Genomic DNA, 17,748 nt, shown 5'->3' with positions numbered 1-17,748 from the left:
ATATCAAATAATTAGTGACTACATAAATCATGCCAAATTGTTGCTATTTATTGTGATATCAAGGTATTACCTAGTTTTTAGCCGGGAACATCCGTTGCAAAACAAGTGCCGCTTTGAATTGTCCGCTGGAGCGTTGGTATCACCGGCGATTTAAAGTGGTGCGTTTTTGCGCCTTTTGCAAAATAAGCGCCGCTTTAAATTGTCGAGTGCATACCTTTGTTATGGCTAGCATTACGTTCAGTAAACTCCGACTCTTTGACGCTGATTTACAAAAATGCTCATTTATCTTGTAATATCTCCGATATTTCAAGAACAAATCGCACACCAGCCTCAGCTGGCAGCAGCTTTTTCAGGCTGACTATTACAATGCCTGATTTATTCTTTATCACCGATTTCAATCGGTGCCCAGGATAATTAAACCTGACTATTTTTAATCTGCTCTTTCTTTCACGCCTTCAGCGCATAATACTTTTTACGCTGTGAGCTTTCAAATTTATTTACTTTTTCCTGCTCCGCAGCGCAACAACACACAAGAAATATTCAAAATTATTTATTCATATTGCCGATGACTTTAATAACTTTATTTCATACGGCCTTATTTCCATAACGTGGAATTCACTGGTTTCGCGCTGTTTGCGAAATCCAGTGAAATGCCTGGTTGGGCTTTTAGTATTGATGTTTCTTGTCGACTTACATTTTGGCAAATAGTATTGGAATCAAATTACCAAAAATGTTCAGAGCAAATAAAGCCTCAGTTTTGAAAGAAAAGATATTTTCCTAAACAAAAAATTGCTTTGACAATTTCCTTCATACCAAAGATTATAATCAACAAAATAATAGGGGATATCAAGCGGTAAAAACAAATATTTAGTTTCATACGTTTTTTGAAACTCAACATTTCTCTATCATACAAACACAAAAAAATGTTTGCTTTCTTGGAAACACCTCTTGCGCCAGAAGGATGATTCCTGAAACCTAATAAGGCACATTTATACCAACCATGGCTATTTATAAGAAACAAACATTTTTTAGGTTTACCGAATACATTAATGATAGATTCACATAAGCTTCTATCACTATTTCTTGTTATTATTGATTTCATAATACAAATTCGGAATAAACATTTTTGTAATCTACAAGAAGTTCATCAATTAACTTTTTTTCCTCTTCAATCTCAGCAAAATATACATTTTTGTAATATGACCATCCTAGATATTCTATATATTCATCCAACATTAACTGAGTAAATAGTACAGTGTTTCTTCCCTTAGATATCTTTAAAGCTGAATAGTCAGAGATATAGAGTTTTACAATTTTACTATCCCCAGGACTATCAAGGTTGTTTTGAATTTCTTCTAACATTCTTAATTCTATTTTCATCAATTCAAATAAAGCCCTAAATGTTTGTTTATGCTTCTTGGATCTATGCATATTGACCCGAACATAATCAAAAGAAGATATATCAATATCAAAAGGCCAATCAATATCATCTTTCATAAAGCTTAGATAATCTATCCGGGAGATTAACCAGTTTAGATAATACAAACCAGTATCTGAGATATAAACTGAGTCACTTTCAATGTGTTCACTAACCTCCAATGGGGATTGATACCTTCTGCATGACTTGGTAATAATTAGACCAGACTGGACGAGTCGATACATTGTCCAATGGAAAACATTTGTGTAGTTTAGGCTGTTAGAAAAAATCAATTTATAGTCATTAAATATATCTTTAATTTTTACGCTTCTTCCTTCATTAAAAGCATCTCTCAACCTTACTAATAGATGAGCTCTTATGAAAAATGTGAAAAATTCATGTTTTTGATCTCTAGTACAAAAACAATTTACTAGGCCACATCTCGCTATATCATTATTGCTCTGAAAAGTACCTCTGTAGTTGCCTAAAACCAAATTGAATGTTGTCCAAAGTGGTACGCCTTTTTTCTCCGTTGGAGTAGATGAATGCAGTAGAGCTGAGATCAAGCTTTTATCATTAAAATGCCACGAATTTGGAATTAAGGATATTTTTCTCATTAACGAGTGTAAATTGTAATTTGAAGTCTTTACGAGAAAATCAGAGGTATGTTCGTTTTCTAGCAAGTCAATAAATGCACTAACTACTTCCTGATGAGATGCCTGCATGTGCTTTGTTTCAGACCTTAGGATAAGTTCTGTTTTAGCATTACCTAAACGTTTAGCTAGTAAGGTTTTAATTGATTCAAGTGACCAGTTGATTTTGTGAGATTTATAAGGCTCATAATCACGCCTATCAGACTCCAGTGTTTGCCAAGTACTCACACGCAGGGCAACCAATGATTTTAACCCCAAAGATATTGTATGTTTTATAAAATCTAAAATTGCTCGTTGTATATCAATATTAAAATTGTCAGCATCATCTAAAAGCAGCACAATAGGTCTACAGTTGTGTGAATAATAGCTCAAAACACCGAAATAAAACTCAAGAAAGCGATCAATAGGAGAATTGTCTATTAGGTCTGCAAAGAATGATTTTGGGTCTTCAGATATCTCTAGAACTTTTTTTGGGGGCAACAAACCTTGCCAAGATGAGTGATAGGAGTCGTTAATGAAATTCAGAGGGTCTTCAGGTGAACTAACAAAGTAATTATAAATTGGTTTGAATGAGTGTTCCTTAACTAATTGCCTAAAAAAGTCATGTAAGGCACTTAATCAACGACAATTATAATTCCCGGCTGGCGACAATTATAATTCCGGCCTTAACCACATAATAATACGCAATAATATTTCATTGCTTTTTCTGTTTCTGTTGCAGTGTCCTCATCTAAAATGTAACTTATTTGTACTCATCCGGAGGATAGGGCAACGCTGAGGAGCGACCCGAGCGCCGAGATGAGTGCCGTAAGGATGAAGACCGGGTATAAGGATTTGCCCGGTCTTTTCTTTCTTCATCCTCATGGCCACAATGCGTTAAACCTCGGGGGTTGGGGCAGAGCCCCCTATTCTGTGATTATTAATTTTCCTCAAGGCTTTGTTTTGCTTTTTCCAGTCTGTAGCTATCAAGATTAAGTTCCAGTATTACGCTATGATGCACAAGCCGGTCTATCGCTGCAGCCGTAGTCATTGGATCTTTAAATATCTTCTCCCACTGTGAAAATGGTAAATTGCTGGTTAGCATGATACTGTTCCGTTCATAACAATACGCAAGAAGGGTAAAGAGCACTTCCATTTCTTCTCGGCTTTGCTGGACATAGCCGATATCGTCGATCAGTATGGCATCATACTTGGCAAGTTTTTTCAGAAATCTTGGAAGAACAAGCTCCTTTTTGGCCACCAGCAGATTTTGCACCAGCAGACTGCACGGAGAAAAGAAAACACGCCTATCCTTGTTAATCAGTTCCTGGGCAATGGCACAGAGCAGATGGGTTTTTCCACTACCTGGGTTTCCAAAAGCTAGTATGTTTTCACACCTGTCAAGAAAAGAACCTTCCAGCAAACTATTGACAAAGCCGCTCAGTTTGGCCGGAAGCCGATCCATTTCAAACGAAGCTAAGTTTTTTTCCAGGGGCAGTCTGGATTCTCGCAAATATCTGGTAATGCGTTTATGGCGTCTTTCTTCACACTCCCGCACAACCAGTTCCTGAAGGTATGATTCATAGCTTAGTGATTCCTTTCTCGCCAAATCCGCCTCCTCCTGGTAACAGGCTCGGATAGTTGACAGATAAAGCTTTTTAAGAGACGCATCCAGGATAATTCGATTATCGGTTGAACTCATCTGCAACCCTCCTGTAAGAGTTGATCATAGCCTGTGAGGGCAACAGTCTGGACAGAAATATTGGTAATCGGTTCAACCGGTTTACCAGAGACAAGCAGTGTTTTTACCTGGGCAAAATCAATGTTCTTTTCATGGTCAATCAGATGACGAAGGGCATCATCTACAGCTGTCTCATTATCTTGGGCAGCAAGCTGTAAAATAGATAAGTATTCTTTTGCTGCTCCCGTAACGGTACGAAATTTGCGCAGAGAGTCATAGGCAACCCGGAACCTGCTCGTAGGAAAAAGATCACTGCGGTATCTGTAGTTCTCAAATGCACCGGGTTTTCGAACCAGCCAGTCAATTATATGGCGGTACTGGATATAATGTTTGCTACCGCCTCGTATTCTGGGGATATTCTCAATATGTTTCTGACCGTACCAGATCTCCAGATACTCTGCATACAGCCGCACTGTGACTGTTTCTTTGATAAGTCGACTATTCACCGAGTAAACCTTGTGCTTTACTCTGATCGTACTGCTGGGACCAACTCGAACTTCAAAACGAGTACATGTGTCGAGCTTACCCGAAGGCAGTGGACGCAACATCGACTGTTCTTCTTGAAAGCGCTCCTGGCGGTTGCAGTTGAGTTGTGCAAACAGCTTCTGTAGAAATAACTCATATTCCTTGCGTGTAGTAAAATCCCGGTTACCTCGCAGCATCAGGGCCTGATCTACGGCTTTCTTGAAACGATGATGGCGCTGCTCAATGTCACCATTTTCGTGGGGGCTTGACGAATTGATTTTACGGCCTTGCAATTTGTAATGGGCCAAAAGCCCCTGGTAGCCACGGGTAAACTCTTCCGGGTTATCCGGTTTATTCACCGCAGCTGACAACCTGTCTGTTTGATGTTGTTCTGGAACTCCGCCAAGTTTCCATAGACTCTTCTGTAATCCTTCGCTCAGGCTTTCGAAACTCTCGGAAAAACAGATCGTTCCTGTCTCCCAGTTCGAATATGTCAGCACAAAATGGTAGATCAGGTGATCAAAAGGCTGACCACCAATACTGATCTGTAATTGGGACATATCTGTAAAATCAGACTGACTCAACCGTGCAGGCACATGCACCTGGGGAAAATAAACTTCACGTCCTGGACCTTCTGTACAACGCCAGGTTTTTACTCGACGTTGAAACGTGCGGAGCTGGCCATCTCCAAAAGAACCGGGATAAATCCTTTGAAAATGGGTAAAAAGAGTTTTGGCTTCCAAACCTTCATTAGTTTCCAGAAATTGTAAAACCTCTGGCCATATACCTTCAAAAGGATCTTTACGAGTTCGCCACTCCCTCACTCGCTCCGCACTGATCTCACTTGGCAATTTGCCATTATCTCTATACTTGCGACCGGTTTTCTCATCCATGCCGGCTCTAGCCGCTGCTACTTCCAACGTCTTCCCTTGACTTAAGTATTTCTTCAATTTCCTCACCTGAATATCTGTGACCATCCATATTCCTCCTTTGAGAAATATGAATAATCAGATCACAATTTTCCGGGAAATTTAATTGTCGTCAAAAGGAATTATAATTGTCGCTGGTCAGCACTAGTTTTAGTAAATTCTGATATGTGTGCTTCATGTGTCCTTAATGATATGTAAACAGGTAGTATTTTGTCTTGTATTGCTCTTTCTTTTTGGTACAAGTAATAAGTAAGATATTTTAGGATCGTTGTTTTTCCTCTACCAGCATAATCGATGAACAAAAATGGCGTAGTTTGCCTTTGACGGTCACAAAAAAAATCAATTATCTGTGCTTCAATATGAGATAACCTTACACTTATTTCAACATGACTTAATGGACCGCTATTATTAGGTTTAACATAATAATCTTCAAAGAATCTTAAATAGGGATCGTCCAAGTCCCCATTCGGCTTTTTCAAATCGACTGACATTGAATTCGTTACAATATCAAGTATATTGGTCAAGAATGTTTGTGCTTCAGAGGGGGTTGGTCTCTGTATATCAGAAATATGATCATTTAATCGCATAAGCTTATTATTCTCCTCATTAAAATGAACAATCTTTCGAATTCAAAATATTTTGCCCAACGAGCATGTAGAAAAACAGCCCAGGCAACTGCAATTTTCCCACATATCTTTTCAAAAAAATTCAAATTTCAAAACAATTCAAAAAATATCCTGATGTAAAATTACTTTTTTCTCTAACATCCTCAATAAAGCAATTTATCTCACCAATTTCCAGCTTTTCCTAACCATTTTCCAGCAATCTACACAAAACCCATTCCATATGCATGCACCTTTTTAAGGTTATGGATAATGCAGAAAAGGTTCCACTGGATATTCACCTTCTTTTTCGATCTCAGGGTGAACCTGTTCAGACCGATTGTTGATCTGATATGGGCAAAAGGTGGTTCTCCTATTGCCAATCGCATGGAATAGATGGCCCTGCCAGCGGCTGAATCTATTTTTCGCTTCATCTTTTCTGCACAACTGGTTTTCTTCTTTTTATCCATGCGCCCAGTAAAATAGGCAACCTGACGTGTTTTGGTGCGATCAGGATAGCGAAGACATTTTGACCTCAGTTTGCAGGGAACACAGGCGGATTGGGGTGCCTGGAACCGGACAGAATGATGGCCTTTGGTAAAGATATTCCCACCACTTCTATAGAGCCGTTTCCCGGCAGGACAGATACAGTAACTCAGATCTTCGGGAAAGGTAAAATCAGCAGGTACAAAGAGGTTCTTTCTGCCTTCTCGTTTGGCCCGTTCTTTTCTTGTTCGATCCTTATATCTGCCGTAATCTTTGAACCTGGGATCCCGTTTTCTGAACTGGTTATCGGCTACATACGCGTCTATCTCTTTTTCTGCCAGCATCTCCATATTTTTATTTGCATGGTATCCGCTGTCTGCCAGGAGTTTTGCATCTTTAAAGACATCGTTGTCTTTTCCGGTTTCCTGTAAATTTTCGCTGATTTTGTCTATCATCGGTTCCAGCAGGTCCTGCTCACTGCCTTGACCATAGGCTTCGGCGGCTACTATCACCTGGGTTTTACTGTCCACGGCGGTAACACCGTTATAGCCCTGGATAACACCTTTTGAGGTCTTCATCTTGGCGGATTCATTGTCGGTAATATTGGATTTGACAGGTCTTTTGCCTTTTCCTCTCCGATCATCATTATTATCCAGCCATTTCCGTACCTTCTTTATATTTTTACGCAGGGATTTTACATATTTTTCTTTTTTCTCTTTGATATTTTCATCACTCTTTTCCTGGTCATTCATATGATGGTGGTTGACCATATTTGCTATAGCTGTTTCCATCTTCGTTACTTTTTTCTGAAAATCAGCCCTGGTTCCGCTCCAGGTAACAGAGGCGTTGCTGGGCATTTTGCAGCCGTCAATGGCAAACATCTCTCTGCCGATCAATTTCTGTTCATCGCAAACCAGAAGTACTTCAAGAAACAGTGAGACTATTTCCTTGTCCATGCTGGAAATAAAATCTGCAATTGTGGTGAAATGGGGACGACTGTCGGCAGACAGTGCCATAAAGATTACATTCTCACGACAGGCTCTCTCTATTTTACGGCTGCTCACAATCCCTCTGGAATAGGCAAAGAGAATGATTTTAAGCAGAATCTTCGGATCATAGGCCGGGGCACCGGAATCATCATTGTGATAGCGATCATTAAAGATGGAAAGATCAAGTTCATGATCAATGAGATAATTCAGCGTATATTCAAATGTGCCGGGAAGGATCTGATTTGCAAAATGGATGGGAATGAACTTGCCCTGAGCATAGGAATAAGGTTTATACCGTGCCATTGCAGCTCCATTTATCGAAGGTAAGGGGTATTTCGATCAATTTGCGACAGCAGTATAACATTTTTACACGTATTATTCAGTAGTTAATTTGTTTTGTTGACTTTTTCTACAGCTTGAACGTTTGAACTCACTGGTTTTTACGGAGCGCAGCGGAGTAAAAATCCAGTGCAGTGATTTGTTATGTGATCTATTTCAATACCTTATTGATCGTAACTATCAATTTACCCCATTTTTCTATTTCATTTTCTTCTAAATCTTTTGCATTATGACTTCTTGTCCATCTGACATAAGCTTTTGCTAATTTATATTTTGAAAAACTTGATACTTCTTTTGAGAATAAGTCAATAATGGGTCTATTTGGTTGCTGGTCTGCAAGCTCTGAAACATCGTCACCGAACTCATCTGCTACAATTCTAATTAGAGTTTGCCTCAAAAGATCCTCGATTTCAGCTTTTGGAATATCTGTGCAATAATCTTTGGTTCGTAGAATATTTTTATTCCCTAAAGCATGAACAAGATTTTCTTGATTAGCGGCTTGATCTCCTGCTGCATCCGAATCTAATAGAGCCGCCACTTTAAGATTATGAGCGTGGAGAATTGTCGCATAATAGACGACTTTACCAGCTGAATTTGCAAACACCAAAGCAATTTTGTTATTCAAGTTTGAGAGTTTAGCCTCCCTCAATATCTCGGCAGTCGCTTCAATATACCAGTAATCTGTAATTCCCTCTAAAATTAAATTTCTTTCTTGTGAAAATAAACTGCTAGCAAGATCGTATCCCAGCGCTTCCTGCAATGGAAGCAATCCTGATCTTGCCACAAAAAAGTGGAGTCACGGTTAAGCCGCTTTTCTATCGTCCCACCACTCCAACTCATATTGAGCAGGAGCTTTATATCCGTTTGTAGAATGTTTCCTTTGTCGGTTGTAGTAGACCTCGATGTAATGGAATATGGTCTGCTCAGCCTCAGCCACATTGTGGAATGTGCAGTGATGAATCATTTGGGTTTTAATAGTATGGAAAAACGATTCAGCTACTGCGTTGTCCCAGCAGTTTCCCTTTCTGCTCATGCTTTGAACAAATCCTCGTTTCTGCAGCAATGCTCTGAAATCGCTACTTGCATATTGAACTCCACGATCACTATGAACCATTAATCCCTGGCCAGGGTGTCTCCTCAATATGGCCTTGTTTAGCGCCCTAATTGCAGAATGTCTTTCAAGGGAATCGCTGAGATCCCAACCCACAACTATTCGAGAAAACAGGTCTATGAAAACTGTGAGATAGTGCCATTTACTGCCTATCTTCAGATAGGTGATATCGGTAACCCACACCAAGTCGGGGGAGGACACGGTGAACTTGCGGTCCAACAGATTGGGAGCCACTGGCTCAGTGTGCTTTGAATCCGTGGTAACAACAAACTTTTTTACAGTTCGGCATTTCAAACCCATTTCCTTCATCATACGAGCTACACGCTGTCGGCTTACATTTGAAAACTCAGGTTGATCGTGAAGATCAGCAGTGATAATCGGACTCCCGACCATGCCGTTGTGTTGCTCAAACAGCTCTTGTATACGTTTTTTCAAATGGTCCTTTTCTATCTGCCTCGTAGAGATAGGGGCCTTGATCCAGCGATAATAACCGCTCGGGGAGACATTGAATACATGGCACATCTTCTTCACCGGAAATGATGAGCGATTTTCCTTGATGAACTTAAATATCATTTCGGTGTCCTGCTGAAGATGGCCATGGCTTTTTTTAATATATCCCGCTCCATCTCGGCATCCCTGAGCCTCTTTTCGAGATCTCTTACTTTTTGCTCCTGAGGTGTCAGAGACTCTCTGCCATTCCCTGAAAAAGAATAGTTTTCTCTGGCTCTGTATTCTCTTCTCCATCGGTAAAGCAAATCTCTTGAGATACCAAGGTTGTCAGCTATTTCAGTTACTGCCTTCCCAGGTTCTTCTGACAATAGAACCGCATTGCGTTTAAAATCTGGATCGTATTTTCTTCTCTGTTGAACACTCATATTTTTCCTCCTGCCATATTTGTAACAATGGCTTAACTGAGTGTCCACTATTTCATAGCATGATCATCCTGCTGGATCACTTGAAGAAATTGTAGTATGAACCTCGGTTCCAGTAGTCCTATCTTTAAGCTCAACAACCCTTACAATATCTAATTCGTCTGGTCCCACAAGAAAAGGTGAGTGAGTAGTAAAGATCGTCTGATTATTTTTTGAAAGCTTTGATATTGTTTTTCTGAATTCTCGTTGTTTAAGACCATGTAAACTCATTCCTGGTTCATCCAAAAGTAGTATTGCATTTTCATGCTTATCCATAGCCTCTGCAAAAAATACTACAAAAAATGAAACTAACCATTGAAAACCTTCTGACCGTTGATCCAGCTCAATATCGACACCAAGATCATCTTCAACTACTACTTTTAGATATTGTCCATCGGCTGTAATCTTGAGTTTATCTGCTTCTGCTCTCTTTGCGTCAGGCATCCATGCTGAACAAATTTCTTGCGTCAATCTAACGCTTGCCGCATTGAGCTGATAGCTTCTTTTGTCCAGATTATCTTTGTATATCTTCAAAGCATCCTTATCATTAATATTGGGACTTTGTGCATTACCCAAATCTGCTAATTCTTTAGGTGTAAACCCTAGTAACTTCAGCAAGCATAAATTCCCATAATCAAAATACTCGTCATCAAGAATATTCTGCTCAACTCTTTTGGCCAAATGATCTAAATGTATTGAAGGCTTAACCTTGAAGTAGTTATTGAATAATATGAATACTGGCGTTCTCTTGTCCAATATTTTTAGAACTTCATCATGCTTGGCGTTTGCTTGAATTAATTCTAACAATTCCGCATGTCTTGCTTCTTCCTTTTCATTGCCTTCTTCCACAAAATCATAATTTGTATCCAACCAGTCTTTCAATAACTTAGCTGATTCGTTGTCAATTATTTTACTATCCGACCAATTCATAGTTATTTCTTTGAAAGAACCACTGGGTTTTATAGATTCTTCGTCATCATTCGCTGGCTCAACTTGCTTATCCATGTGCGAGGTCATTCTTGAAAATTTCGTTTTTAACACTCCAAATGTAATTTTATCTGGGGCACCAATTAGATGGTGGTAGGCCTCATTATTGAGGTTTCTGTATAATTTATACTGACATTTATGAAATAATTCCGGAATCAGTTCCTTATCCTCTTCCTCTAATTCAAAGTAGCCAGTTACTACAGTTGTTGTTTTAGGGTCTGTTTTACCAGTAGTAATATCATTATATTTTGATCTTGGATAATCACGCAATACATCGAACCCTTCAACATCTTCAGGCTTGTTAAGCTGCTGCAAAGCTTTCAATAAAACCGTTTTTCCTGCTTCATTAGGACCGACCAAAATTGTTTTCAGCTCTTCTATTTCAAATTCTCCAGAGTCTACAATACTTCGATAATTCTGAACTCGTGCTTGTGTTAATCTCATTTTCTATTGTCTCCTTTAAAAACCGTTTTCAACTCTGGATTTCTTACACATAACGCTATGCTCAGCGGTGCGAAGCGTTTTTTGCGTAGCATCCGCTGTAGCTAATTGTTATAACACATGTATTACATAAAATTATTTAAGTCTTTTTCGATATTGGACATGCACACTCTGAAATAGGCGAATTGTTCTTCTGATAATTCCTTGGCGTGTGCATCAGCTCTTGTTTTGTTGATGAATTCTAGTTTTTCAAATGTTTCCTTTTGGGTATGATTAAATACGTTATGAAATATATCCCAGTTTTTTGATAATATTTTTGACAGATCAGAGAAGTATATTTCACTGACGGAGGCATTAAATAAGTCATCATAAGATAATTTATTTAATTTGCTTTTTCTGGAGCCGCCAAATATATTTAATATTTTTTCTTTTCCTTTTGAAGCACCAACATTTGCTTGCAAAAGCATTTTAATAAGTTTTCTGAGCTTTATTTCTGTTGAGTTTCTTCTCTGAGATATTTCAGCCCACATATCATCTGTAGACAGGCCAATTCTTTTATATTTTGATTGATTTAAGATATAACTCTTAATGGCATCAATATTAAAATCAAAGCCTGAGTAATCTCTTTTTATTAAGCCATATCCGATTAGGTGGGAAGTAAATGAAGGATGTAGTTCAGAAAATTCATTAAATGTATCAACATCACCTATAGCAAGCATTGTTAACATTTCATATTCATCAGGGTATGACGTTTTAAGAATATTAATTATCATTTCTAGATAATTATAGTGATTGTTTATAAATTCGTCTTTGCTGGTAGTGTATGAATTTCTTCCTATTGTTACTGGACGGTCAAGCTCGATTACTTTTTTTGAAATCAAACTGCAAACGTGCCTCATTAAAAATGGATGGCCACCAAAGTCTTCAGTTAACTTTGAATATACAGTCTCCTCAAACTTAATACCCATTCTCTTGCCGAGTTTTCTAACCATCTCACGTGTATCTTTAACATCAAAACCAGGTATATATATCGGATCAAAATGATTAAATATTGGATTGTCAACATTATTTATTTTCGGTAACTCAATACAAGATGGGTTTGTACCTACAAGCAAGTATGAAATTAAGTTTGTATTCCTTTGGAATATTGATCGTAATGTTTGCCAAAATAATACAAAATCCAAACCGGTGCACCAGTGTTTAGCCGGAGACGTATTAATTGATATGTTTTCAATTTCATCAAATATGAACAGGAGTGGGTTATTAACTTCTTCTCTGCATTCCTTAAAATAGCTCTCTGTCAATATTGAAGAATTTTTTTCTGTGAATTCTGATTCACTAGGTAATTTAGCTTTAGATTGTAGTGCTTTTTTTGCGGCTTCACAGATATAGTATAGTGCTTCGTACCACCTTCTCTGATTAAATGAAGTATCCTGACAATCAATGATTATTGGGGTTATACCTTCTTTATTTAGATTTCTCTCTATTCCATTTATTAATGATGTTTTTCCTGTTTTCCTTAGACCAAATAGACCTGAGTTTTCATTGCTTTTATACCTATTGATAATTACTTGAATGAGATCATTTCTTCCGAAAAAATAAATATCTTTTTTTAGCGGGGCTTCAAAAGCAAAGAGATCCCTTGTATAAAAATATTTTTTGAATCTATTCCTAAAGAAAAATGGGTCGCTTACCTTTAAGAGCTCATCTGAAAAAAAAGGAATAATAATTTGTGATTCAGGCTCACTCTTGATTAACTCATTCAGAGAATTCTCAACATTTGGATCGTTACTTATTAAAACATTACATATTTTCTCTATTCTTAAAGCCGAATGGCCATTTGCAACATAGTCAAATACACTCAATGTTCTAGGCTCTATACTTGTATAAGGACTAAAAAGTACAATTATCTCTCTATCCAAATTAAACATGTCCTTATATATGTCTGTTGGGCTTATTATTAAATATTTATACCTGCTGTTATACCCAACTTTTATTTCCCTTCCCCCATTTGTTATGAAAAACTCTTTAGATAAGGTTTCTAATATTTTCTTTTCATGAACTGTGAAATGACCATCTTTCAGGTTTGGATGTGTGCCGGGAAATGTTCTTTCAGTCATCTAAATTATATCCTTTCAATTAATATTATTTTGTATGGCTATTTTTGTTATAACAAGTTATTATCTGGTTTCCGTATAACTCCGAAAATCCCCAAATCTTTGACAACCTAAATTCAACATGTTAGGTCATTTTATGCTTTATATCATGTAAATATTGACGGATATCAGCTTAACAGGATAACACCCTATATCTGAACCAGTTTTCCACCATATCCGATATTATGCGGGTAAAAGTGGAAAAAAATCCTGCCCACCATCCACCAATGAATCTGTAATTTGTAAGGATTATAATAGAATATTTTACGACGTCAATATTATGTTGGGTTTTTTCTTCACGGGCCGATTATACAGGGATTTTTCCGAACATCCAGCCGTTATTGGAAGCTGTCCAGGTCAAGAATAAACTGATCAACCACGTGCTGCTCTGTCGCCCAGGATGTCACCAGCCTGATTGCCGAATGGGTATCATCAACCCTCTGCCAGATATGGAATGCGTACTTTTCTGCCAGTTGTTTAATCCTGGTATCTGGGAAAATCGGGAAGATCTGGTTTGAAGGTGTTTCAACAAGAAATGGATAGTCTTTTGCCTTGATTGCCCCGGCGAGTATACCTGCCATTTTGTTTGCGTGTGCGGCAAGTTCAAAAAACAGGTCATCCCGGAACAGGGCGACAAACTGGATACCGAGCAGACGACCTTTGGCGGTCAGGGCACCGTGCTGTTTCAGATGGAAGGGAAAATCCTCTTTAATGCTGTTATTGGTTATAACAATGGCCTCCCCGAGCAGGGCGCCGTTTTTTGTACCACCGATATAAAAGACATCCGTCAGTTCGGCCACATCAGCAAGGCTGAGATCATTTCCATCCGCACAGAGCGCGGACCCGAGACGGGCCCCGTCCATAAAAAGAAAAAGTCCCCTATCCCTGCAGAATGCTGACAGTTCTTCCAGCTCGTGTTTCAGGTAGCAGGTTCCGATTTCTGTGGAATTGGAAATATAGACCATCTTCGGCTTGACCATATGGGGGACATCGCCATGTCCATCAAGCACGGATTCTATATCCGTTACCTGCATTTTTCCGTCCGAACCGGGAACACCGTTTATCCGGTGGCCGGTGGCCTCGATTGCTCCCGCCTCATGGACATTAATGTGACCACTGTCCACAGCAATTACCGATTCATGTGGCCGCAGGGAGGCGGCAATAACAATCAGATTGGCCTGAGTTCCTCCGGAAACAAAAAAAATATCCGCATCAGAGCAGTTGATTCTTTCCCGGATAAACTGTCGTGCCTCCCGGGAATAGGCATCTTCACCATAACCTTCCTGCTGTATAAGATTGGTTTCTGCAAGAATCTCTAAAATACGCGGATGACACCCTTCACTGTAATCATCCATCAGATTTACTTTCGACATTTTTATTATCCGACCGGTATTGCTTAACCTCAGGTCTCAGTTATTTCTCTCCCCGACTCCCCGACAACAGATCAGCGCACTATACTATTCAATTTCCAGTTATATTTCAAATAGGTAATATCAATGGCGTTGTCTGCCGCCCGTGCAGCCTCCTGTTCATTGAGGCCAAGGGAGTGGCGATGGTCAGCAAAGAACCGGCCCAGTGACGTTATCCCCTTCCAGCCCTTTTCAAAATCCTCCTTGTACCATTTAAAAAGAGATGACACTTCAAGCCGGTTGTTTCTGTAGCGGTTTCTTGTTGAATCGGAGAGAAAAAGATCGGCGGCCTCCTGCAGCTGCCGCTGCAGATCCCTGCCGTTATAGGCCTCCGCCCGCAGCGCAGGACATCCAATACTGGCGCAGTTGACCGCGAAGTGAATACGCGGGTCATTATACCTGCCTGAGCCGCGGATAAGTGTATGCTCTATCTCATCAAGCGACCTTGTCTTTCCCAGCAGAGAAAAAAAACGCTTCTTCCAGGGAGACTGGAAAAAGGAGCCAAGATCTTTTATGGACTCAAGATCAGGGTATTCAGTCAGAATCAACTCCACAGTCCAGCTGTTGTAACTGTTTATAAGAAAGGCAAGCTGTTCATCGGGAGAATAGGTATCAAACGTTTTCTGATCTATTCCGGTAAGGCTGTCAAGGTAGCGCTTCAGATCTGCGCGATCACGCAGAAAACCGTTATAATCGACCTGAGTTTTCCTGCCTCCATCAAAAACAACAACATGTTTTTGCAGCAATGCTGTCCATGCTCCATGATCAAACTCCGCCGCCTCCCCATGAACCACAGTAAAAACCAGAAAAAGAACAACAGAAATCCATCTCATGGCTACCCCCTTTTCCAGGTATGATAACGTTCGATCCAGCCGAGCAGCTTCTCCGGCGCATGGCTTTTTTTCCACTCCCCGGCCACATATTTATTTGTTTCCGCCAGGGTCGGATAGGTGTGAATGGTTGAGAGAATCTTGTTCAGCCCGAGACCGTGCTTCATGGCCAGGACAAACTCGGTCAGCAGATCTCCGCCATGCTCGCCCACCAGGGTCACCCCGAGAATCTTGTCTTTTCCGGGGACGGTAAGCACTTTTATAAACCCATGGGCTGCCCCGTCGGCTATGGCCCGGTCAAGATCATCAATACCGAAACGGGTCACCTCGTAGGCTATTTTCTTTTCCTTTGCTTCCTGTTCATTCAGGCCGACCCGTGCCACCTCCGGATCAATGAAGGTTGTCCAGGGGATGACTGAATAATCGACCCTGAATTTCTTCCATTCCCCGAACAGGCTGTTGACCGTGGCATACCAGGCCTGGTGTCCAGCCGTATGGGTAAACTGGTAAGGACCTGCGACATCACCGGCTGCATAGATATTGGGATAGAGGGTTTCCAGGTAATCGTTGGTGACAACAGTGCGTTCAGTGGTAATGCCCAGGTTTTCAAGACCATAGCCCTTCAGCCTTGCTGAGCGACCCACGGCACAGATAAGAACATCATAGTCGAGCCTTTTTTCCTGCCCTTCATGCTCAACAACCACGTATTTGACATCACCTTCCCGCTCACAACGCAGGGCACTATGCCCCGTAAGGACATGGACGCCATCCTTTTCAAGAGCCGCCCTGGCAAAGGCGGAAACTTCCGCATCCTCCCGACTCATGATCGTCCCGCCCCGCTCAACCTGCCAGACAGTGGAGCCGAGTCTTGCAAAACACTGGGACAGTTCACAGCCGATGGGACCTCCTCCCAGGATAACCAGTTTTTCCGGAGGATTGTCGTGGGTTGCCAGCTCCTCCCACAGGGTATCACTGGTGAGATAACCCGAATCTTCAATCCCCGGCAGGGGAGGAACAAAAGGTTCGGCGCCGGCCGCAATAATAATTGACCTGGCCGTAAGCCGCCTGGTCTCGCCATTTTTCAGTTTTACGATCACCGTCCACGGGTCCACCAGCTCTCCGTATCCTTCCAGGACCTCCACACCCAGGGAGGTGAAGCGCTCCACGCTGTCATGGGGTTCCACCTCGCTGATCACCCGATGGACACGCGCCATCACCTTTTTGAAACTGAACTGCGGCTCCACCGGTTCCAGGCCGTAATGTTCACCATTTTTCATAAAATGGACAATCTTCGCACTTTTGATCAATGCCTTGCTTGGCACACAACCGTAATTCAGGCAGTCACCCCCCATCTTATTGGCCTCAACAAGAGTGACCTTCGCCTTGACTGCCGCACCGATCAGGGAACTCACAAGTCCCGCCGCCCCGGCCCCGATGACAATCAGGTTCCTGTCAAAACGCTTTGGCCTGGGCCAGGCGGCATACACCTTTCTTCTCTTCAGCCAGTCGATAATTTTTTTGGCGATAAGCGGAAAAAGACCGAGCAGCGCAAAAGAGAGAAGAAGCGGCAGTGAGATAATTCCCCCCAGGCTGTCAATTCTGGCCAGCTGGGTCCCCGCGTTCACATATACCACGGTTCCCGCCAGCATACCGACCTGGCTGACCCAGTAATAGGTTATGGTTCGGATGGGAGTCAGTCCCATGAGGATATTGATGAGAAAAAAGGGGAATACCGGTACCAGACGCAGGGTAAAGAGATAAAAGGCCCCTTCCCTTTCTATGCCCTTGTTGATCGGTGCCAGCCTGTCGCCGAAGCGGTTCTGCACGGTTTCTTTCAGGAGATAGCGGGAGACGAGGAAGGCCAGAGTCGCCCCGATGGTTGAAGCAAATGAGACAAGCACAAGTCCCCAGACCAGGCCGAACAAAGCGCCGGCCACAAGGGTCATCAGGGCCGCACCGGGAAGCGAAAGGGCTGTGACCAGGACATAGAGCCCGAAAAAGACAAGACTGACCATCACTGGAGAGGTTGCCTTCAGCTGCTCAAACTCCGCCTGGCGTGATTTGATTGCTTCCAGGGTCAGAAGCTGATCAAAATCAAAAATAAAAAAAGCGGCCACAAGAGCAATAATCACAAGAAGCACAAATAATTTCTTCATAGTTACCTGTCCGAAAAAAATGAATAAGGTGGTTTTAATAGGTAAGAGGTCTCGTACCTTCTCTTTATTCTCTTTTTTATTGAATCGGAAAACAAATGCCCCTGCACAGTTGCCACCGCCTGGTTCTGATGAACTTGCCAATTGCTG

Annotated in this window: 11 protein-coding genes and 1 pseudogene; all 12 read right to left on the bottom strand. The window is 41.1% G+C overall.

The genetic code is table 11. The annotated features are described in order from the left end of the window. Nucleotides 1-1,098 precede the first annotated feature (1,098 nt). Nucleotides 1,099-2,409: a hypothetical protein gene (locus LO777_RS18720; protein WP_228855343.1), complete on the bottom strand. Its 1,311-nt coding sequence runs from the start codon at nucleotides 2,407-2,409 to the stop codon at nucleotides 1,099-1,101. Nucleotides 2,410-2,989: 580 nt separating this feature from the next. Next, nucleotides 2,990-3,751, bottom strand: a complete 762-nt coding sequence (istB, locus tag LO777_RS18715; protein ID WP_228854202.1) for an IS21-like element helper ATPase IstB — start codon at nucleotides 3,749-3,751, stop codon at nucleotides 2,990-2,992. Next, a complete protein-coding gene (gene istA / locus LO777_RS18710) occupies nucleotides 3,748-5,232 on the bottom strand; it encodes an IS21 family transposase (RefSeq protein WP_228854362.1) in 1,485 nt (494 codons plus the stop codon). Before istA ends, istB begins: the two co-directional genes overlap by 4 nt. 74 nt (nucleotides 5,233-5,306) lie before the next feature. Then, entirely contained in the window at nucleotides 5,307-5,771 is a 465-nt protein-coding gene (locus LO777_RS18705; protein WP_228855342.1) for a hypothetical protein, read from the bottom strand. A gap of 239 nt (nucleotides 5,772-6,010) precedes the next feature. After that, nucleotides 6,011-7,564 (bottom strand): transposase, encoded by a 1,554-nt coding sequence (locus LO777_RS18700; RefSeq protein WP_228854017.1) that lies wholly within the window; start codon nucleotides 7,562-7,564, stop codon nucleotides 6,011-6,013. A gap of 187 nt (nucleotides 7,565-7,751) precedes the next feature. Then, nucleotides 7,752-8,384 (bottom strand): TOPRIM nucleotidyl transferase/hydrolase domain-containing protein, encoded by a 633-nt coding sequence (locus LO777_RS18695; protein WP_228855341.1) that lies wholly within the window; start codon nucleotides 8,382-8,384, stop codon nucleotides 7,752-7,754. Between the two features lie 18 nt (nucleotides 8,385-8,402). Next, nucleotides 8,403-9,586 (bottom strand): annotated as a pseudogene (locus tag LO777_RS18690) (IS3 family transposase). Nucleotides 9,587-9,649: 63 nt separating this feature from the next. Beyond that, complete coding sequence (locus LO777_RS18685) at nucleotides 9,650-11,053, bottom strand: AAA family ATPase (RefSeq protein WP_228855340.1); 1,404 nt, start codon at nucleotides 11,051-11,053, stop codon at nucleotides 9,650-9,652. Nucleotides 11,054-11,175: 122 nt separating this feature from the next. Beyond that, a complete protein-coding gene (locus LO777_RS18680) occupies nucleotides 11,176-13,170 on the bottom strand; it encodes an AAA-like domain-containing protein (protein ID WP_228855339.1) in 1,995 nt (664 codons plus the stop codon). 374 nt (nucleotides 13,171-13,544) lie between these two features. Beyond that, the gene (locus LO777_RS18675; RefSeq protein WP_228855338.1) at nucleotides 13,545-14,579 is read right to left on the bottom strand and encodes a threonine aldolase family protein; all 1,035 of its coding nucleotides are present in this window, start codon (nucleotides 14,577-14,579) and stop codon (nucleotides 13,545-13,547) included. A gap of 71 nt (nucleotides 14,580-14,650) precedes the next feature. Further along, nucleotides 14,651-15,448, bottom strand: coding sequence for a DUF547 domain-containing protein (locus LO777_RS18670; RefSeq protein ID WP_228855337.1), 798 nt, complete (start codon nucleotides 15,446-15,448; stop codon nucleotides 14,651-14,653). 2 nt (nucleotides 15,449-15,450) lie between these two features. Continuing rightward, complete coding sequence (locus tag LO777_RS18665) at nucleotides 15,451-17,601, bottom strand: FAD-dependent oxidoreductase (RefSeq protein WP_228855336.1); 2,151 nt, start codon at nucleotides 17,599-17,601, stop codon at nucleotides 15,451-15,453. Nucleotides 17,602-17,748: the final 147 nt, after the last annotated feature.

It is taken from the genome of Desulfomarina profundi, from assembly GCF_019703855.1.
Lineage (GTDB): Bacteria > Desulfobacterota > Desulfobulbia > Desulfobulbales > Desulfocapsaceae > Desulfomarina > Desulfomarina profundi.
This window is presented reverse-complemented; position numbering and strand designations above follow the sequence as displayed.